Here is a 20,924-nt window from a genome sequence, read left to right as displayed (position 1 = left end):
CAGGGGAGTGTGGGAGACGAATGGATTATGTGATTGAGATGCTCAATATTCGTAAAGAATTTCCGGGTATTGTCGCAAATGACAACATCAACCTTCAAGTGAAAAAGGGAGAAATCCATGCCTTGCTCGGAGAAAATGGAGCAGGGAAATCAACCTTGATGAACGTATTGTTTGGTCTCTATCAGCCGGAAAAAGGAGAGATAAGAGTTAGAGGTGAAAAAGCAAACATCACCGATCCTAATGTTGCAAACGCGCTAGGCATCGGTATGGTCCACCAGCATTTTATGCTTGTGGATACGTTTACTGTTACAGAAAATATTGTGCTTGGAAGTGAACCTAAAAAAGGATTGACAGTCGATATTAAGCGGGCAGAGAAAGAAGTAAAAGAACTTTCCGAACGCTACGGATTAAATGTAGACCCGAAAGCAAAAATCCGTGATATTTCAGTTGGAATGCAGCAGAGAGTGGAAATTTTGAAAACGCTATACCGTGGCGCGGAAATCCTAATTTTTGACGAACCGACAGCGGTCCTAACTCCACAAGAGATTAAAGAACTGATCGACATTATGAAGAGCTTGGTCAAAGAAGGTAAATCTATCATTCTGATTACTCATAAATTGAAGGAAATCATGGAAGTTTGCGATCGTTGTACTGTTATTCGTAAGGGTCAAGGCATTGGTACCCTGGATGTATCTGAAACAAACCCGACTGAACTTGCTTCTTTAATGGTTGGCCGTGAAGTCAGCTTCTCTACTGAGAAAACACCGGCAGTTCCTAAGGAAACCTACTTGTCCATTAAAGACCTTCGTGTAAAGGATGTACGGGGAGTGGAAATGGTCAAGGGGCTTAACCTTGAGGTACGTGCTGGTGAAATAGTTGGAATTGCGGGTGTAGACGGAAATGGTCAGTCCGAACTCATTGAAGCCATTGCAGGACTAAGAAAAACCGATTCAGGCACGATCCAGCTTCATGAAAAGGTCATCACTAACTTAACTCCTAGAAAAGTCACAGAGGCAGGAGTTTCTCACATTCCTCAAGATCGCCATAAATTTGGACTTGTGCTTGATTTTCCGATCGGGGAGAACATGGTTCTTCAAAGTTATTATCAGGAACCATTCTCTAAAAAAGGTGTAATGAACTTTAAAAACATCTATAAAAAAGCCAAGGAACTGATAGAAGAATATGATGTGCGAACGCCAGACGTTTTTACAAAGGCACGATCGTTGTCAGGGGGAAATCAGCAGAAGGCGATTATCGGGCGAGAAGTAGATCGTTCCCCAGACTTAATTATTGCTGCACAGCCTACAAGGGGTTTGGATGTAGGTGCAATTGAATTCATTCATAAGAAGCTGATCGAAGAACGTGATAAAGGCCGTGCGGTTCTTCTGCTTTCTTTTGAGCTGGAAGAAATTATGAATCTTAGTGACCGTATTGCCGTCATGTTTGATGGGAAAATCGTTGCCCAAGTGAAGCCGGAAGAGACCAATGAGCAAGATTTAGGTTTATTGATGGCTGGAAATATTGACCAGAAAGCAGGTGGCCAATAGATGTTTGCCAATCGTACAGTAAATATTCTTATTCCGATCATTTCGGTTGTATTAGGGTTGCTTTCTGGAGCTATCATCATGGTCGCTTTTGGATACAACCCTGTTGAAGGATATGCCGCTTTATGGAATGGCGCTTTTGGAGACGCCTATTTCTTCGGAGAAACCCTAAGACAAGTCACTCCCTATATCCTTTCAGGTTTAGCTGTAGCTTTTGCATTAAGGACTGGGCTTTTAAACATAGGAGTAGAAGGACAAGTGTTTGTGGGTTGGCTCGCTTCCGTGTGGGTTGGAGTAGCCTTTGATTTACCTGGATTAATTCACCTTCCGCTGGCGATCCTTGTTGCAGCGCTTGCAGGAGCTTTCTGGGGATTTATTCCTGGGATATTGAAAGCTAAACTTGGCGTCCATGAGGTTATTGTTACCATTATGATGAACTACATTGCACTTTATGTCTCGAATGAAATTGTCCGAAATGTAATCACGGATGGAGAGGATCAGACGGAAAGAATTCCGGCGACTGCTTCTCTCGCCTCCGAGTGGTTAGCTGGTATGACGTTCTATTCGAGACTCCACTGGGGGTTACTTATTGCTTTATTTATGGCCCTTCTTATGTGGTTTTTCCTTAATAAGACAACAAGAGGATTTGAACTTCGCTCTGTGGGGTTTAACCAACATGCCTCCGAATACGCAGGTATGAGTGTAGGTAAAAACATCGTTTTAGCCATGGTCATTTCAGGAGCTTTTGCCGGTCTTGCCGGAGCAATGGAAGGTCTGGGGACATTTGGATATATGTCAGTAAAATCTGGTTTTACGAATATAGGCTTTGACGGGATTGCTGTAGCCCTGTTAGGTGCGAACACTGCTTTAGGAGTCGTTCTAGCTGCTTTCTTGTTTGGTACGCTGAAAATAGGTGCATTGAACATGCCTACAGCAGCAGGTGTTCCAACAGAGCTCGTTGAAATCGTAATCGCACTTATTATATTCTTTGTGGCCTCTAGTTATATGATCCGTTGGATTATTTTGCGTTTCAAAAAGGAGGGGAAATAAATGGGGTTTATTGACGTTTTAGCATCCATCATTCCACAGGCACTGTTTTTTGCATCCCCTCTGATTTTTACAGCCTTAGGAGGTGTGTTCAGTGAACGTTCTGGGATCATTAACATTGGACTTGAGGGTCTTATGGTTATGGGAGCGTTCATTGGAATCGTCTTTAACTTGACCTTCTACGAGACATTTGGAAGTGCGACTCCATGGGTATCTATTTTGGTCGCAATGGCTTTATCAGCTTTTTTTGCGCTCGTCCATGCTGTAGCTTCGATTACATTTAGAGCAGACCAAGTAGTAAGTGGAGTGGCAATTAACTTTTTGGCTTTGGGGATTGGTTTATTCTTAACTAAACAGTGGTACGATAAGGGCCAAACGGATATGGTAGAGCGTCCTTTCTACACGACGGACGTCCCTGTCCTAAGCAAAATCCCTATCCTGGGTGACTTGTTCTTCTCAGGAATGTATATCACGTCTTACCTGGCCATCGCTTTGGCGTTCTTTGCCTGGTTCATCATTTATAAAACATCCTTCGGCCTGCGACTGCGTTCCGTTGGAGAACACCCGATGGCAGCAGATACGAATGGAATCAATGTTTATGGAATGAGATATGTTGCTGTTATGATCTCAGGTGCACTCGGCGGTCTTGGCGGTTCTGTGTTTGCGTTGACAATTGCCTTAAACTTCTCCCATGCGACAATTGTCGGTCAAGGATTTATGTCCCTCGCGGCTGTCATCTTTGGAAAATGGCATCCGTTAGGAGCTCTTGGTGCAGCCATTTTCTTTGGTTTCGCACAGAGTTTGAGTATTGTCGGTTCGAGCATACCGCTCCTAGAGGATGTTCCGCAGATTTTCTTATTAATTGCTCCTTATGTGCTGACGATTCTAGCTTTAGCTGGATTTATTGGCCGGGCCGAGGCTCCTAAGTCTTTAGGTGAAGCCTATGTAAAAGGAAACCGTTAATCAATAAGACCCGGTGTTATAAAACCGGGTCTTATTTTTTTACTTTTTGAAACATATACCTTAGCATAAGATATAGCTCATATGGATGAATACACCAATGTGGGTCTATAATAGAAAATAAATAGACAAGGAGGATGGAACATGAAGATTACCGAAGAGAAATTATTCGATAAACAGGGTTATCGATTACATATTCTACCTAGTAAAAAATATAAAACAATTTCAATCGTAGCAAAATTTAAAGCGCCGTTGAAACGTGAAGGGATTACAGAAAGGGCTCTTTTGCCCCACGTCCTTCAGAAAGCGACGAATAACCATCCCAATGTCCGCTCGTTACAATCTGCTCTTGAAAACTTATACGGAACAGCTTTGTCGAGTGATGGATCTAAAAAAGGGGAGAATCACGTCATCAGCTTCAGGATGGAAGTAGTTAATGAAGCTTATCTAAACGATCAGGAGCCCATTTTAGAAGAGGCTTTGAAACTTTTCAATGAAGTATTGTTTGATCCTAAAGTTGATGGAGATGGCTTTGACTCTGACATTGTCAACCGTGAAAAGCAAACGCTTGAACAGAAAATCACTTCAATTAAAGACGATAAAATGAGTTATGCGAACCTCAGGTTGATGGATCATATGTGTCAAGGGGAACCATACTCCCTCCATGTCCATGGATACCTAGAAGACATGAAAGCGATTACACCAGAAAAATTATACGATTATTATCGTTCTATGATTGCTAAAGATATGCTCGATGTATATGTAATCGGTGATGTTGATGAAGCATTCATCGAAAAAATGGCGGATCAATTTTTCACTAGAAAAGAAAGCGGAAACGCAGATAATGATCAAGTCTCCGTAGTGAAAGATGTAGACAAAGTTAACGAAATCGTAGAAAAAGAAGAAGTTAATCAAGGGAAGCTTCATATAGGATATCGGACCTACACGAAATTTGGGGACAATGATTATTATGCCCTTCAGATTTTTAACGGTATTTTCGGAGGATTTCCTAGTTCGAAGCTATTTATGAACGTTCGTGAAAAACACAGTCTTGCTTATTATGCCGCTTCCCGCTTTGAAAGCCATAAAGGGTTATTACTTGTTTTCAGCGGTATCGACCCTAACGACTTCGATCAAGCCAAATCCATTATTTTAGAACAAATGGATGCCATGAAAAATGGAGATTTTACAGAAGAACAAGTAAACGAAACAAAAGAACAGGTCATTAATCAGCTTCAGGAAACAATGGATAATGCCAATGGTCTAATTGAAGTGCTTTATCATCAAATGATTTCAGGAGCGGAGATGCCAGCCGGGGACCTCATCGATCACATTCGAAAAGTTAACAAACAAGACGTAATTGATATTGCGAACAAGATAGAATTGGACACGATCTACTTCTTAACGAGCAAAGAAGGAGGGGAATAAAGTGGAAGAATTAGTATATCAGCAATTAAACGAGAAAGTATATCAGGAAACGATGGATAATGGATTAAAAGTTTTTTTACTGTCGAAGCCTGAAATGGCAAAGACATTTGGAATCTTCACAACCAATTATGGTTCAATCGACCAGACTTTCACTCCTATTGGTAAAAATGAAAAAGTGACTGTCCCTGAAGGTATCGCGCACTTTCTTGAGCATAAACTCTTTGAAAAAGAAGACAGAGATGTGTTCCAAGACTTTACAAAGCTCGGGGCATCAGCTAACGCTTTCACTTCATTTACGAAAACCGCTTATTTGTTTTCTGCAACGAGTCAAATAGAAAAAAATGTAGAAACACTGATTGACTTTGTTCAAAATCCATACTTCAGTGAAGAATCTGTTGAAAAAGAAAAGGGAATTATCGCTCAAGAAATCCGCATGTATGATGATCAGCCAGATTGGCGTTCTTTCTTTGGAACGATTCAAAGCTTGTACCATAACCATCCTGTAAAAGTCGATATTGCTGGAACGGTAGATTCTATTCAAAAGATCACAAAGGATGACTTATACACTTGTTACGAGACATTTTACCACCCCTCCAATATGGTTTTATTCGTGGCAGGTAATTTTGAGCCTGAAGCAATGATGAAACTAATACGAGAGAATCAGGCAGGAAAAGAGTTCCCAGAAGCACCTGAGATCAATCGGTCATATCCTGATGAACCGACTGCCGTTTCAAAAAAAGAGAATTCTATAAAGATGCCCGTCACTACGGCCAAGGCAATGGTCGGGGTAAAAGAAAATGTTGGTGAACTTTCAGGTGAAGAATTGCTGCGTGCAGAGTTGTTATCGGGAATGATTCTTGATTATTACTTCTCTAAAAGCGGTAAGTTTTATGAAGAACTTTACAAAGAAGACTTAATTGATGACAGCTTTCAATTTGAAACAGAGCTTGATCGACAATTTGGTTTTACCATCATAGGGGGAGACTCCAGAAAGCCTGATGAAATGGCAAAACGTGTGAAAGAGATGCTTCATGAATTGAAAGCTGAAAGCATCTCGGAAGAGGATTTCACACGCATGAAGCGGAAAAAAATCGGTCAATTCATGCGAGCATTAAATTCACTCGAGTTTATTGCGAACCAATTCACTCATTATCATACACTTGGAGTCGACCTATTTGATGTCTTGCCTGTCATTGAATCATTAAGTACAAAAGATGCTGATGAGTATTTGCAGCATTGGATTAAAGAAGAAGCTATTTCCGTGTTTCAGGTGAAACCTCAGGCATCATGAGTAAACGTTGTCTAGTTATTGGAGCAAGTGGGGAAATTGGGGCGGCTATTGTTAAAAGGCTTGCAGAAGCTGGTTATCGTGTCGGTGTCCAATTTTATTCCAATTATCTTGCTATTGAAGATCTTAAAAGTCAAATTCCAACTGACCAGTGGGAAGGGGCCTATCAAGGTGATCTCGGATCTTCAGAAGGAATTCGTGAGTTTTTATCTATTCTTCCAAATTCGTGGGATGCTATCGTTTTTTCAGGAGGTCACCTGTGGAAAGGGTTGTTTCAAGATATGAACGAGGAAGACATGGATGCTTTGTATCATGTGCATACAAAAGCGCCCTGGATGATTACACGACATCTGCTCCCAGCCATGATTAGGATGAAACGAGGAAACATTGTATTGATTTCTTCCATCTTCGGCGAAGAAGGTGCGAGCATGGAAGTTGCCTATAGTTCTGTAAAGGCTTCTCAATTAGGATTTGTTAAAGGACTAGCAAAGGAAGTCGCTCCTAGTGGAATTCGTGTCAACGCGATCACCCCTGGGTTAATTAATACTAAAATGAATCTTGAGCTGGATGTAGAGGAATTACGCGTTCTTGAAGAAGATATACCACTTGGGCGTTCCGGTACGACTCGTGAGGTCGCAGATGCTGTATGCTTTTTATTAAGTGAACAATCAAGCTATATTACAGGCCACTCATTAAAAGTTAATGGAGGCTGGTGATAAATTTGTTGTATAGAATTGACAACCTCCTCAAATACTAAACATGAATAAAATTCAGAGGAGGAAACAGAATGTCAGTTCTTGACAATTTTGATTCTTGGAAATCTTTTCTAGGCGATCGTTTGCATCAGGCACAAGGACAAGGAATGGATCAAAGCGCAGTTTCAGACCTTGCTTACGAAATTGGAAATTACTTAGCAACTTCTGTAGATGCGAAAAATGATCAGGAAGCTGTTCTTCGCGATCTTTGGAACGTTGCTGACGAGAAAGAGCAGCACGCCATTGCAAACATGATGGTGAAACTTGTAAAAAATGAAGGTACTCAGCCTTAAATCGACAAACTCCGCACGGTTTCATCTGTGCGGAGTTTTCGTTTATGGCTACATATTTCTTACTTTTTTGACTCGATATCGATTTCCAACCTTTCCTATTCAGCTAAAATCATTTATGATAGATGAAGAGTTACTTTTAGAAGTGTCGAAGTATGTAGATAAGAAGCATCATTTTTTCCAGAGGAGTTGTGTTATGGAAAAAAAAGAGTGGTATTTAGAATATGAAATCCAATATAACCGCCCTGGATTATTAGGGGATATTTCTTCATTATTAGGTATGATGTCCATAAATATCGTGACCATCAACGGTGTAGAAAACTCACATCGCGGCATGCTCTTGCTATGTAACGATGAAGAGCAGATTACGCGGTTAAAATCCATTTTAAATACAATGGACACGATTAAAGTGACGAAATTACGCAAGCCAAAATTAAGGGATCGTTTAGCTGTCAGACACGGCCGTTATATACATAGTGATGTTGATGATCGGAAAACGTTCCGGTTCAACAGAGAAGATTTAGGTCTCTTAGTCGATTTTATGGCAGAGCTTTTCATGAAAGAAGGCCACAAACTAGTTGGGATTCGAGGAATGCCGCGTGTAGGAAAAACCGAGTCTGTCGTAGCAGCAAGTGTGTGTGCCAATAAACGGTGGTTATTTGTATCCAGTACGTTACTGAAGCAGACGGTGCGTAATCAGCTCATCGAAGAAGAATATAGCGAAGATAATCTGTATATCATTGATGGAATTGTTTCAGCGAGACGTGCAACGGAGAAACATTGGCAGCTTGTAAGGGAAATCATGAGGCTTCCCGCTACAAAAGTAATCGAGCATCCGGATATTTTTGTACAAGAAACTGAATATAAAATGGATGATTTTGATTACATTATCGAGCTTCGCAATAACGAGGATGAGGAAATAACATATGAGACTGTGGAAAAACCAGACATGTCCATGAATGATGGTTTTTCTATGTTTGATTTTTAATACGATGGATGGTGTTATACATGGAGATGGATATTGGCTCTAGACTGAGAGAGGCACGGGAGTCTAAGGGACTTTCTTTAGAAGAAGTACAGGAGAATACTAAGATACAGAAGCGCTATCTGCAAGCCATTGAGAACAACGAGTTTAAAGTTCTTCCTGGTAAATTTTATACGAGAGCATTTATAAGAGAATATGCAGCAGCAGTCGGCCTTGATCCCGAACAAGTGATGGAGGAACATAAAGGAGAACTCCCCACTTATGAAGATGAAGAGGCGATCCAATACAGCCGTGTGCAAAAAACAAGAAAAGAAACGACTGCAAAAGCATCCGGAGGCTCCAGGGTGTTTCCTAGCTTGCTGACGCTACTGGTCATTGTTGGTACTTTATTTATGGTATGGTTCTTCCTTTTGAACAATGATTCATCTGAAAATGGTAAAGCTCAAGACACTTCAGAATCTAGTGATGAAGTTTTTGTGCCTGCAGATTCCGAAGATGATTCTTCAGAAGAGGGACAAAAAGAAGAGGAAGATGCACCGTCTGATGGAGCATCTGATGAAGATCAATCCGCTGAAAAAGAGCAAGATCAGGCTGAAGAAAAGCCAGAAGTTGAAATGAATCTTGTAGAAGAAGGATCAGGAGGTTTTCCTGAACATGTGTTTGAAGTGTCAGGCGTAAAAGAAGGCACTCTTACCATTGAATTAACAGGAACAAGCTACCTTGAAGTACATGCGCCTAAAAATGGCGAAAATCTGATTCAACCGATAGAATATACGATCGATAAATCGCCGATTACAGTAGAACTGAGTGGGAAAGAACAGCTCTACATCAAGACCGGTAATGCCCCTGGCACAACGGTTAAAGTCAATGATCAAGAAGTGGAATTTCCAAATAAGGAACTTTCTACACAAAAACTCTTGCTCAACTTCAAGGAATAAGATTATGATAAGGCTGTCCGGAGCATGGGATGACAGAAGAACTGTTTTCTTCTATGTCTCTTTGGACAGCCTTTACGTATTTGATTTCAGGAGTGTGAAATTATGAATTTGCCAAACAAAATTACGATTTCAAGAATTCTTCTCATCCCAATTTTTATTATTTTGATGAGTGTTCCGTTTAACTGGGGAACATTCCAAATGGGAGAGGCTGAACTACCTGTTTCCCACCTTGCCGGTGCAATTCTATTCATTATTGCTTCTACAACGGACTGGATTGATGGGTACATTGCAAGAAAATATAACCTAGTAACAAATTTGGGTAAGTTTCTCGATCCTCTAGCTGATAAGCTGCTTGTCAGTGCAGCCTTAATTCTGCTTGTAGAAATAGGGCTCGCTCCTGCATGGATCGTTATCGCGATCATCAGCCGTGAGTTTGCTGTAACTGGACTTCGACTTGTTGCTGCTGGAGAAGGTTCAGTGCTTGCTGCCAGTCAAATGGGTAAATTAAAAACTTGGATTCAGATTATTGCTATATCCATATTGCTGCTCCATAACTGGCCGTTTGCTTTTGTAGGTTTCCCGCTTGGAACGATTGTTCTGTATTTGGCTCTTATTATTACTGTCTATTCTGGGTATGAATATTTCCAAAAAAACTGGCACGTTATGAGAGATTCAAAATGAATGCAGAAATCGTTGCAGTCGGAACAGAGCTATTACTTGGTCAAATTCCTAATACTAATGCCCAGTGGATCTCACAAAAGTTAGCCACCATAGGAATTCCTGTTTATCGTCACAGTGTCGTGGGAGATAATTTAGAACGTGTCAAAGATACTTTCCAACTTGCCCAAAGTCGATCTGATCTCATAGTAGTCACAGGTGGGCTTGGACCAACGGAAGATGATTTGACAAGAGATGCAGCCAAAGACGTCTTAAATCAAGACCTCATGGAAGATGCAGTTTCGATGGAAAGAATTCAAATGTATTACGAAAAAAACAATAGAACAATGACAGAAAATAATAAAAAGCAGGCGCTTGTCTTATCAGGTGCGAGTGTACTCCAAAATGACGAAGGGATGGCGCCGGGCCAGATCGTTGAGGCAGCTGGTAAAGTGTGGGTGTTCTTGCCTGGCGTGCCATCAGAGATGAAAATGTTGATGGAGCAGCGTGTTCTCCCTTATTTTCGTAATGTCTTCGACCTAAAATCGGAAATCGTCTCAGAAATGATGCGATTTATCGGGATTGGGGAATCGGCACTTGAAGATGAATTGTCTGACCTGATTTACGAGCAGAAAAACCCTACACTTGCGCCCCTTGCTAGTGAAGGGGAAGTATCACTGCGCTTGACAGCTACAGGTGAATCTGATCAGGAAGCCCGTGAAAAAGTTGCGTCTATAAAAGATGCTGTGCTTCAAAGAGTAGGAAGCTATTATTATGGAAGTGATGAAGTTGCCATTGAATCCAGAGTACGGGACCTCCTCAAAGAGCAAGGACTTACACTCGGCGCTGCAGAGAGTCTGACAGGGGGTAGGTTCATAGAAAAAATGATCTCACTGCCAGGGGCTTCCTCTGTGTGTCAAGGAAGCCTGGTTGCTTATACTCCCGAAACAAAAGAGCAGGTCATCCAAGTTCCAAATTTTATTATTAAAGAATTTGGAACGATTAGCTATGAATGTGCGGAGGTCATGGCCCTGAATGCTCAGCATTTGCTTCAGGCAGATATTACCGTCAGTTTTACTGGTGTAGCTGGCCCTGATCCGAGTGAAGGCCATCAGCCGGGAAATGTTTTCATTGGTCTTCAATATTGTGATGAGAAGCCGATTGTAGAGCATTACTATTTTGATGGAAGCCGTGAGAAGATTCGAAACAGGGCAGTTAAGAAAGGGTATGAATTGCTATTCCACAAACTTAAAAAAGCAAGTTCATAGTATAAATCCATGCGGTATTTCAAATTTCTTATAGGGAAATTTGAAGTATCGCATGTTTATTTTATAAAAAAAGGGAACATTTATTCGCTTTTTTAGTTGGCAAACCGAAAAAAACAAGTTATGATAGGAGTAGAAATTTTGAAAGGCGGTATAGTATGAGTGATCGTAAACAAGCATTAGATATGGCTTTACGTCAGATAGAGAAGCAATTCGGCAAAGGTTCCATTATGAAATTGGGAGAAAACGCTGAACAGAAAGTTAATACCGTTCCGAGCGGGTCGCTTGCGTTGGATGTCGCGTTAGGTGTTGGAGGGTATCCTCGTGGCAGAATCGTAGAAATTTATGGGCCAGAATCTTCTGGTAAAACGACGGTAGCGCTGCATGCCATTGCGGAAGCACAGCGTAAAGGTGGTCAAGCAGCGTTTATCGACGCTGAGCACGCACTAGATCCTGTTTATGCTCGAAACTTAGGGGTTAATATAGATGAGCTGTTACTATCACAACCAGATACTGGTGAACAAGCTTTAGAGATTGCAGAAGCTCTAGTTCGCAGTGGTGCTGTAGATATGGTCGTTATTGACTCCGTAGCTGCACTTGTGCCTAAGGCTGAGATTGAAGGGGAAATGGGAGACGCTCACGTTGGACTGCAAGCACGTCTGATGTCCCAGGCTCTTCGTAAGCTTTCCGGTGCAATAAACAAGTCAAAAACGACGGCTATTTTCATTAACCAAATTCGTGAAAAAGTTGGTGTCATGTTCGGAAACCCTGAAACGACTCCTGGCGGGCGTGCACTAAAATTCTATTCTTCTGTTCGCCTTGAGGTCCGCCGTGCAGAAACTTTGAAACAAGGAAATGAAATGGTGGGGAATAAAACGAGATTGAAAGTTGTTAAAAATAAAGTGGCTCCTCCATTCAAACAGGCTGAAGTTGATATCATGTATGGAGAAGGAATTTCAAGAGAAGGGGAACTGCTTGATATCGGTACAGACCTTGATCTCATCCAGAAGAGCGGTTCGTGGTATTCCTACAATGATGAACGCCTGGGACAAGGTCGAGAAAATGCGAAGCAGTTCTTAAAAGAAAATGCGGAAGTATATGATGAAGTGAAACGCTTAATCCGTGAACACTATGGCATGGAGTATGATGAAGACGGAAATGCCTCGAATGCGGAAAGTCAAGAAACCCTCGACGTATAATCCCATTATAAAAAGAGCAGAGTCATTCATTGGCCCTGCTCTTTTTGTTATCTTATAAAGGTATTGCTACCATTGAAACTCTATAATAGGAACGGGAAAAGACTGATAGTTTTAAATATTTCAAAATAGTCGAAGGATAGATTTGACGATTCCTTGACATTACGCATAGTCAAGCATAAAATGAATGTGTATCATTTTCATCTTTATACCCTTATTTTAACTAAATGAAACTGAAAATGAATCGTTTGTAACTACCGACAAACGGACCAAGTTCATAGCAAGAGGAGGTGAAAATATGGATTTAATATCCTCGCTCATCTTCATTTTGCTTGCCCTCATCGTCGGTTCTGTTGTTGGTTATCTTATTCGGAAATCGATTGCGGAGGCGAAAATTTCCAGCGCTGAAGAGCTTGCCAAACAGATTGTGGAAGAAGGTCGACGCAATGCTGAATCAGCGAAAAAAGAAGCTCTTCTTGAAGCCAAAGAAGAAAATCAGAAATTTCGTCAAGAAGCGGAGAACGAAATTCGTGAACGCCGCATGGAACTGCAGAAAACTGAAAATCGTTTAACACAGAAAGAAGAGAATCTTGATCGTAAGAGTGGAACGCTTGACCAGCGTGATCTTTCACTCGAAAAGAAAGAAGGAGCTCTTGCCGAGAGACAACAACAAATTGAAGAAATGGAAAGCAAAGTGAAAGCTATGCTTCAAGAACAGCAAACCGAGCTTGAACGGATTTCAGGCTTGACATCAGACCAGGCGAAACAGATCATACTCGAACGAGTGGAGCAGGAAGTATCGCATGAGTCAGCTCTAATGATTAAAGAAGCAGAAAATCGTGCGAAAGAAGAAGCAGATAAGAAAGCGAAAAGCATTCTTTCACTGGCCCTGCAACGATGTGCTGCTGATCATGTCGCAGAAACGACGGTTTCTGTTGTCAACCTTCCAAACGATGAGATGAAAGGCCGAATCATTGGACGTGAGGGCCGTAACATCCGCACATTGGAAACGTTGACAGGGATTGATTTAATTATCGACGATACGCCGGAAGCTGTTATTCTCTCAGGATTTGATCCAATTCGAAGAGAAACAGCTCGAATGGCTCTCGAGAAACTTGTCCAGGACGGAAGAATTCACCCAGCCCGAATCGAAGAGATGGTGGATAAATCACGTCGTGAGGTAGATGACTACATTCGCGAAGTTGGCGAACAAACTACTTTCGAAGTGGGAGTTCACGGACTTCACCCAGACCTAATCAAAATCCTTGGTCGCTTGAAATATCGTACAAGTTATGGCCAGAACGTCTTAAAACACTCTACAGAGGTAGCCTACTTATCAGGTTTATTAGCTGCAGAGTTAGGAGAAGACGAAATGCTCGCGCGTCGAGCAGGCTTGCTGCATGATATTGGAAAAGCTATCGACCATGAGGTTGAAGGCAGCCACGTTGAGATTGGTAAAGAACTAGCAACGAAATACAAAGAAAATGACACCGTCATCAATGCGATTGCTTCCCACCACGGTGATGAGGAACCAACTTCTATCATATCCGTATTAGTTGCGGCGGCTGATGCTCTATCAGCGGCACGCCCAGGAGCAAGAAGTGAGACGCTTGAGAATTACATTAAGCGCCTTGAAAAACTTGAAGAAATCTCCGAATCCTATGATGGGGTTGAGAAGTCCTTTGCTATTCAGGCAGGTCGTGAAGTGAGAATTATGGTTCGCCCTGATGAAATTGATGATCTTGAAGCTACTAGATTAGCACGAGATATTCGAAACCGAATCGAGGGAGAACTCGATTATCCAGGTCATATTAAAGTAACAGTGATTCGTGAAACACGTTCTGTGGAGTATGCGAAATAATATGATGAAGCGGCCCTAGGCCGCTTCATTTCTGTTTAAAGACAAATCCTTTTGCAAATCACTATTTAGTAAAAGACATAGAAAGGAATCGATTATGAGAATTTTATTTATCGGAGATGTAGTAGGTTCTCCAGGAAGAGATATGATTGACGAATATGTACCAAAACTGAAGCAAAAGTATCAGCCGGCAGTCACGATCGTCAATGGTGAAAATGCTGCATCAGGGAAAGGGATTACCGAGAAAATCTATCGAAGATTTCTTGAAAAAGGAGCGCAGGCCGTCACTCTTGGAAACCATGCATGGGACAAAAAAGAAATTTTTGATTTTATAGACGATGCTGATTACCTTGTCCGTCCTGCCAATTTTCCTGAAGGCACGCCAGGAAAGGGAATGACTTTTGTGAAAACTCCTAAGGGAGAGGTCGCTGTCATCAACCTCCAAGGACGCACGTTCTTAGCCCCCAATGATGATCCCTTCAGAAAAGTAGATGAACTAATAGAAGAAGCTAAAAAACGAACCTCTATCATCTTCCTTGATTTTCATGCTGAGACTACGAGTGAAAAGCAGGCTATGGGCTGGTATGTGGATGGACGAGTTAGCGCAAATGTGGGAACTCACACCCATGTTCAAACAGCTGATGAGAGAATTTTACCAGGAGGAACAGCTTATATAACAGATGTTGGCATGACTGGTCCTTATGACGAAATTTTAGGTATGGATCGAGAAGCAGTGATTAAGCGCTTTCTTACAAATCTACCAGTACGTTTTGAAGTTCCAAAAAAGGGAAGAGCACAACTAAGCGGATTTTTGGTAGATGTAGATGAGAAGTCGGGGCAGGCAAAAAAAGTTCAGCGTATATTAATCAATGACGACCATCCCTTCTTCGAATGATTATTTGAATTTTGTGACAAATTGATTCATAATGGAAAAAGGTAATATTCTACATCTCCAGGAATATAGTAGTTATGGAACAACTATAGTGATTGAAGGAGGAGCTAGTAATGGAAGTATTAAAAGTATCAGCTAAATCCGTACCTAATTCAGTAGCAGGAGCTTTGGCAAACGTAGTAAGAGAACGCGGTACTGCTGAAATTCAAGCGATAGGTGCAGGTGCGCTTAATCAGGCGGTCAAAGCGGTTGCGATAGCCAGAGGATTTGTAGCCCCTAGTGGGATGGATTTAATTTGTATTCCTGCCTTTACCGACATTATGATTGATGAGGAGGAACGCACGGCAATTAAGTTGATTGTCGAACCTCGGTAGTTAATTAGTCGCCCTACCTTCATACAAGCAACCGTACTCTAAAATAGAGTGCGGTTTTTTTGATGCCAAAATATCAAATTCAACGTATTGATTGCGCTCTCTTAAACGCATACAAAAACACATATCCGTGAGAAGCAAATGAGATAATCGTATGTCCTTTCAGAGTGGACAAACTCACTTGATATAATTTAAATTCATGTTAGTATTGTTTATATAGAGGTTTTATAATAGATTAGGAGTGTTCACTGTGAATGGAACAATGAAAGCAATCGTCAAACATCGTAGAGGAGTTGGAGCGGAATTAAAGGAAGTTGAGATTCCTTCTATCAAAGAAGATGAAGTGCTGATACGAGTTAAGGCTACTTCCATATGTGGAACGGATGTACACATTTATAACTGGGATGAGTGGTCCGCAAGTCGCGTTCAGCCTCCATACGTATTTGGACACGAATTTGCAGGAGAAATTGTAGAAGTTGGCGAAAAAGTTAACAACTTCTCTATAGGGGATTATGTCAGTGCAGAAACCCATTTGGTTTGCGGACATTGTCCACAGTGCTTAATGGGTAAATTTCATATCTGCGAAAATACTAAGATTATTGGTGTCGACACTCAAGGGTGTTTTGCAGAATATGTAGCACTTCCAGCAAGCAACCTTTGGAAAAACCCTGATAACATGCCGACAGATATCGCATCTATTCAAGAACCGATGGGGAATGCTGTACATACAGTCCTTAACGGTGATGTAGCTGGAAAATCTGTCGCGATTATTGGTTGCGGACCGATCGGACTGATGGCAGTTGGTGTTGCTAAAGCTGCTGGCGCTTCTCAAGTATTAGCATTTGATTTAAACCCATATCGCTTGCAACTGGCTGAAGAAATGGGAGCAACGGCTGCCATCCACTCAGGTGAGGAAGACCCTGTAGAAAAAGCGAGAAGCCTGACAAACGGGCATGGTGTAGATGTCGTTTGCGAAATGAGCGGACATCCCGTGGCTATGGATCAAGGCTTCAAAATGATCACAAACGGAGGAAGGGTTTCCATACTCAGCCTACCGACAAAAAGAGTGAGCCTTGATGTTACGAACGATATCGTATTTAAAGGTGTAGAAGTGCAGGGAATTACTGGTCGTAAAATGTATGAAACCTGGCAGCAAGTGTCAAGACTTCTTCATTCCGGCCAGGTTAATGTTAAACCAATGATTACTCATCATTTGAAGCTGGATGAGTTTGAAAAAGGCTTTGAATTGATGAATCAAGGAAAATGTGGAAAAGTTGTACTGCACCCATAAAACTGGAGGAGGATTTCTTTTATGAAAGGCTTTGAATATTTACAAGAACAATTAGACGAAATGAAGAATGAAGGAACATTTAGACAACTGATTCCTTTAGAATCTGCCCAAGGATCTAAGGTGAAGATCAAAGGAAAAGAAGTCATCCAGCTATCTTCCAATAACTATCTAGGTCTTACTTCTCACCCTAAAATGAAAGAAGCAGCCGATCGAGCGAATCAGGAGTATGGGGTAGGAACAGGGTCTGTTCGTACGATCGCGGGTACGCTTAAGATGCATGAAGATTTTGAAGAGAAGCTTGCAAAATTTAAGCATACAGAAGCGGCACTCGTTTTCCAATCTGGCTTCACTACTAACCAGGGTGTCTTATCCTCTATCCTTGGAAAAGAAGACGTTGTCATTTCGGATGAATTGAACCACGCTTCTATTATTGATGGGATTCGCTTAACGAAGGCCGACCGTAAGATTTATAAACACGTTGACATGGAGTCTCTTGAAGAAGCATTAAAAGCAAGTTCAGATTATCGTACACGTCTTGTTGTTACAGACGGAGTCTTCTCTATGGACGGTAACATAGCCCCTCTGCCTGAAATCGTAGAACTTGCCGAGAAGTATAATGCGCTAATTATGGTCGATGATGCTCATGCAAGTGGCGTACTTGGTGATAATGGCCGGGGTACAGTAAATCATTTTAATCTAGATGGGCGAGTACATATCCAAGTTGGTACGTTAAGTAAGGCGATTGGAGTACTCGGAGGTTATGTAGCAAGTACGAAGACATTAAGAGATTACTTAATTCACAAAGGGCGTCCGTTCTTGTTTAGTACTTCTCATCCGCCTGCAGTTACAGCTGCTAACGATGCTGCCATTGACGTACTTTTAAACGAGCCAGAGCTGATTGAAAAACTTTGGGATAACACGAAATTCTTTAAGGACGGATTAAATGACCTCGGGTTTGATACAGGAATTAGTGAGACCCCGGTAACTCCAGTAATGATCGGAGACGACGCACTTACACACAAATTCTCTGATGAACTTTTCGAAGAGGGTGTTTTCGCGCAAGGGATTGTCTTTCCGACTGTCCCACGAGGGAAAGGCAGAATTCGAACGATTGTAACAGCCGAACATTCTAAAGAAGAATTACAAGAAGCACTTGATGCTTTTGAAAAAGTCGGGAAGAAATTGAACATACTGTAATGTCTGGCAGCCACTATGATGATGTTCATCATAGTGGCTTTTTCTATGTGAAACTGGTACGATTTGTGGGAATGCTTTAAATTATACTTAAATTTTTGTCTAATCATTGATATAATAGTACAGTTAGAAGGCACGGTTTGAAAGGAGATCGAAATGAACGAACAACAGCGAAAGGAAATGTCGCAAATTCGTGAAGAAAAACCTGAAAATAAGATGTCTAAACATGACAATCTGAATCGTATAAAGCAGAAAACTAGTGAAGATTTCATGAAATATTTTGAAACCACTTACCAACCTCCAAATATGAGGGATGCGCAGCGCAGAAAGAGAAAAGAGACGGATGTACTGTATGATTTTGAAATCCCTGAAGATATGGATCAATCTGGAAAAGGTAAGAAATATATGATTCGTACTTACGGCTGTCAGATGAATGAACATGATACTGAAGTGATGGCCGGTATATTTGAAGAAATGGGCTATGAGTCCACTTCAGATACAAAAGAAGCGGATATTATTCTTTTAAATACCTGCGCAATCCGTGAAAACGCAGAAAATAAAGTTTTTGGTGAAATCGGCCATTTGAAGCCATTAAAGATGGAAAACCCGAATTTGATTATCGGTGTGTGCGGCTGTATGTCTCAAGAGGAATCCGTCGTTAACCGTATACTTAAAAAACATCCGTTTATTGACTTAATTTTTGGAACACATAATATTCATAGACTCCCTCAATTAGTGAAGGAAGCCATGTTCGGCAAAGAAATGGTCATTGATGTATGGTCGAAAGAAGGAGACATCATTGAAAATCTGCCGAGGTCCCGTAAAGGAAAAATTAAAGCATGGGTCAATATTATGTATGGTTGCGATAAATTCTGTACGTATTGTATTGTCCCTTATACAAGAGGTAAAGAACGAAGCCGGCTGCCAAAAGACATTATCCAGGAAGTGCGCCACCTGGCTGCTCAAGGGTATAAAGAAATCACACTTCTCGGGCAAAATGTAAATGCGTACGGAAAAGATCTGGATATAGAATACGGCCTAGGCGATTTAATGGACGAGCTTCGCAGTATCGACATTCCTCGCGTCCGTTTCACAACATCACACCCTCGTGATTTTGATGATCGTCTGATTGAAGTTTTGGCTAAGGGCGGCAATATGCTTGATCATATCCACTTGCCGGTCCAATCTGGAAATTCAGAGATTTTGAAAATTATGGGGCGTAAGTACACGAGAGAAGAATATTTAGAGCTTGTCCGCAAAATTCGTGAAGCAATGCCTGAAGCGACGTTGACTACTGATATTATTGTAGGGTTCCCAAATGAGACGGAAGAACAATTCCAGGACACCCTTTCTCTGGTGGAAGAGGTTGGATTCGAAGCGGCTTATACTTTTATCTACAGTCCGCGAGAGAACACCCCTGCTGCGAAAATGAAAGATAATGTATCTATGGAAGAAAAGAAAGAGCGGCTGCAGAGATTGAATAAAATAGTTAATGCTCAATCGGCTGAAGCAATGAAACAATATGAAGGTGAAATCGTACATGTATTAGTCGAGGGAGAAAGTAAGAATAACCCGGATGTTCTGGCCGGCTATACAAAACGTAACAAGCTCGTGAACTTCAGAGCACCAAGAACAGCTATTGGAAGCATCATTCCAGTCAAAATAACAAAAGCGAAGACCTGGTCCTTAGATGGAGAAATGGTTGAAGCAAGCGCAGAGGTGAAATGAAATGGCACAATATACACGTAAACAAGTTGTTGAGGAAGCTCATAAATTGGCTAAAATGATGGCAGATATCGAAGAGATTGATCGATTTAAGCAGTTGGAAGCTAAGTTGAACGACAATCAGAAGGTTCAGTCTCATATTAAAAAAATCAAAGCTTTACAAAAGCAAGCGGTCAACTTCCAGGCGTATGGTAAACAGGAAGCTTTGCAAAAAGTAGAAGGTGAAATCGATCGTCTGCAGAATGAGCTTGATGAAATTCCTGTCGTAGCCGAGTTTAAAGAGTCACAAGTTGTGATCAATGATATTCTTCAAATGATTTCAAGTACAATTTCCCGTGAAGTGACGAATGAAATTATTCGATCTACTGGGGGAGATTTGCTTAAAGGAGAAACAGGTACAAAAACACAAAATAGTGGGTGCCACTAAGTTTTTTTGAACAAAAAATAAATATTTTTTGTTGATTTAGACACGTCCGTCAAGAGGTTTTCCCTTTTGACGGATTTTTTTCGTACAATTTTTTGGGCTTTTGCATAGAATGAATTAAACACGTCCTTAGGCCTTTATCCTGTTAGTCACCATTCGCCCAACCCCTGCATAGGATGGGTGGTAGAATAAGGAGGAGAGAAACCATATGTCTTTTTTTGAGCGTGATTACAGAGAAATCATCACAAAAGCTGTAATCGGAAAAGGTAAAAAGTTCACGGAATCGACACACACGATCAGTCCCTCACACCGTCCAACAAGTATCCTAGGCTGTTGGGTAATCAATCATATTTACAATGCGAAGAAAAAAGGGGACTATGTAGAAGTATCTGGCAGTTACGATGTCAATGTCTGGTATTCCTACAACGATAATACGAAGACAGAAGTTGTGACAGAAAGAGTAAGTTACTGTGACCATGTCAGATTGGCTATCAAAGATGATAACTGTGTCCACGATGATTTTGAAGTGATTGCCAAAGTGGTGCAGCAGCCTAATTGCCTTGAGGCTAACATCTCTGGAAATGGACAAAAAATTACAGTAGAAGTAGAAAGAGAATTTTCTGTGGATGTCATTGGGGAAACTAAATTGTGCGTTAAGGTTGACCCACACGGCTGCGATCATGATGATGACTATGAGTATGAGCTATCTTCTGATGATTTTTCTGCGATTGATCCTGATTTTCTTCCGTCATCATCCAGCGACGACCATGATAAAGATGATTAAATCTACATTCCTTGCTGATTCAGCGAGGATTT

Annotated in this window: 20 protein-coding genes; all 20 read left to right on the top strand. The window is 41.3% G+C overall.

The window, feature by feature from the left end; genetic code table 11:
• Positions 1-20 precede the first annotated feature (20 nt).
• The 20 genes from HM131_RS11610 (at position 21) to HM131_RS11515 (ending at position 20,892) form a co-directional block, all read left to right on the top strand.
• The gene (locus HM131_RS11610) at positions 21-1,547 is read left to right on the top strand and encodes an ABC transporter ATP-binding protein (RefSeq protein WP_085029914.1); all 1,527 of its coding nucleotides are present in this window, start codon (positions 21-23) and stop codon (positions 1,545-1,547) included.
• Positions 1,548-2,594: an ABC transporter permease gene (locus HM131_RS11605; RefSeq protein ID WP_085029913.1), complete on the top strand. Its 1,047-nt coding sequence runs from the start codon at positions 1,548-1,550 to the stop codon at positions 2,592-2,594.
• Positions 2,595-3,554, top strand: coding sequence for an ABC transporter permease (locus HM131_RS11600; RefSeq protein WP_085029912.1), 960 nt, complete (start codon positions 2,595-2,597; stop codon positions 3,552-3,554).
• A 141-nt stretch (positions 3,555-3,695) separates the two neighbouring features.
• Positions 3,696-4,979, top strand: a complete 1,284-nt coding sequence (yfmF, locus tag HM131_RS11595; protein WP_085029911.1) for an EF-P 5-aminopentanol modification-associated protein YfmF — start codon at positions 3,696-3,698, stop codon at positions 4,977-4,979.
• Between the two features lies 1 nt (position 4,980).
• Positions 4,981-6,270, top strand: a complete 1,290-nt coding sequence (gene yfmH / locus HM131_RS11590; protein WP_085029910.1) for an EF-P 5-aminopentanol modification-associated protein YfmH — start codon at positions 4,981-4,983, stop codon at positions 6,268-6,270.
• Positions 6,267-6,983 carry an elongation factor P 5-aminopentanone reductase gene (ymfI, locus tag HM131_RS11585; RefSeq protein WP_085029909.1) on the top strand — a complete coding sequence of 239 codons (717 nt, stop codon included), beginning with the start codon at positions 6,267-6,269 and terminating at the stop codon, positions 6,981-6,983. The genes yfmH and ymfI overlap by 4 nt, the downstream gene beginning before the upstream one ends.
• A gap of 71 nt (positions 6,984-7,054) precedes the next feature.
• Positions 7,055-7,315 (top strand): DUF3243 domain-containing protein, encoded by a 261-nt coding sequence (locus HM131_RS11580; RefSeq protein WP_085029908.1) that lies wholly within the window; start codon positions 7,055-7,057, stop codon positions 7,313-7,315.
• A gap of 193 nt (positions 7,316-7,508) precedes the next feature.
• On the top strand, positions 7,509-8,300 hold the full coding sequence (locus tag HM131_RS11575; protein ID WP_085029907.1) for a DUF3388 domain-containing protein: 792 nt from the start codon (positions 7,509-7,511) through the stop codon (positions 8,298-8,300).
• 20 nt (positions 8,301-8,320) lie between these two features.
• A complete protein-coding gene (locus HM131_RS11570; RefSeq protein WP_232324770.1) occupies positions 8,321-9,235 on the top strand; it encodes a helix-turn-helix domain-containing protein in 915 nt (304 codons plus the stop codon).
• A 102-nt stretch (positions 9,236-9,337) separates the two neighbouring features.
• Complete coding sequence (gene pgsA / locus HM131_RS11565) at positions 9,338-9,916, top strand: CDP-diacylglycerol--glycerol-3-phosphate 3-phosphatidyltransferase (RefSeq protein WP_085029905.1); 579 nt, start codon at positions 9,338-9,340, stop codon at positions 9,914-9,916.
• Positions 9,913-11,160 carry a competence/damage-inducible protein A gene (locus HM131_RS11560; RefSeq protein ID WP_085029904.1) on the top strand — a complete coding sequence of 416 codons (1,248 nt, stop codon included), beginning with the start codon at positions 9,913-9,915 and terminating at the stop codon, positions 11,158-11,160. The genes pgsA and HM131_RS11560 overlap by 4 nt, the downstream gene beginning before the upstream one ends.
• A 155-nt stretch (positions 11,161-11,315) precedes the next feature.
• Entirely contained in the window at positions 11,316-12,356 is a 1,041-nt protein-coding gene (gene recA, locus HM131_RS11555; RefSeq protein ID WP_085029903.1) for a recombinase RecA, read from the top strand.
• A gap of 295 nt (positions 12,357-12,651) precedes the next feature.
• Positions 12,652-14,214: a ribonuclease Y gene (gene rny / locus HM131_RS11550; protein ID WP_085029902.1), complete on the top strand. Its 1,563-nt coding sequence runs from the start codon at positions 12,652-12,654 to the stop codon at positions 14,212-14,214.
• A 94-nt stretch (positions 14,215-14,308) separates the two neighbouring features.
• Positions 14,309-15,106 (top strand): TIGR00282 family metallophosphoesterase, encoded by a 798-nt coding sequence (locus HM131_RS11545; protein ID WP_085029901.1) that lies wholly within the window; start codon positions 14,309-14,311, stop codon positions 15,104-15,106.
• Between the two features lie 110 nt (positions 15,107-15,216).
• Positions 15,217-15,477 carry a stage V sporulation protein S gene (locus HM131_RS11540; RefSeq protein WP_008640081.1) on the top strand — a complete coding sequence of 87 codons (261 nt, stop codon included), beginning with the start codon at positions 15,217-15,219 and terminating at the stop codon, positions 15,475-15,477.
• Positions 15,478-15,724: 247 nt separating this feature from the next.
• On the top strand, positions 15,725-16,765 hold the full coding sequence (tdh, locus tag HM131_RS11535) for an L-threonine 3-dehydrogenase (protein WP_198162619.1): 1,041 nt from the start codon (positions 15,725-15,727) through the stop codon (positions 16,763-16,765).
• Positions 16,766-16,786: 21 nt separating this feature from the next.
• A complete protein-coding gene (locus HM131_RS11530; protein WP_085029900.1) occupies positions 16,787-17,962 on the top strand; it encodes a glycine C-acetyltransferase in 1,176 nt (391 codons plus the stop codon).
• Between the two features lie 153 nt (positions 17,963-18,115).
• Positions 18,116-19,687, top strand: a complete 1,572-nt coding sequence (gene miaB / locus HM131_RS11525) for a tRNA (N6-isopentenyl adenosine(37)-C2)-methylthiotransferase MiaB (protein WP_085029899.1) — start codon at positions 18,116-18,118, stop codon at positions 19,685-19,687.
• 1 nt (position 19,688) lies between these two features.
• Positions 19,689-20,111: a YlbF/YmcA family competence regulator gene (locus HM131_RS11520; RefSeq protein WP_085029898.1), complete on the top strand. Its 423-nt coding sequence runs from the start codon at positions 19,689-19,691 to the stop codon at positions 20,109-20,111.
• Between the two features lie 205 nt (positions 20,112-20,316).
• The gene (locus HM131_RS11515) at positions 20,317-20,892 is read left to right on the top strand and encodes an outer spore coat protein CotE (protein ID WP_085029897.1); all 576 of its coding nucleotides are present in this window, start codon (positions 20,317-20,319) and stop codon (positions 20,890-20,892) included.
• Positions 20,893-20,924: the final 32 nt, after the last annotated feature.

The organism is Halobacillus mangrovi (genome assembly GCF_002097535.1).
GTDB classification, from domain to species: Bacteria; Bacillota; Bacilli; order Bacillales; family Halobacillaceae; genus Halobacillus; species Halobacillus mangrovi_A.
The sequence above is the reverse complement of the archived record's forward strand: the minus strand, read 5'-3'. Positions and strand labels throughout refer to the sequence as shown.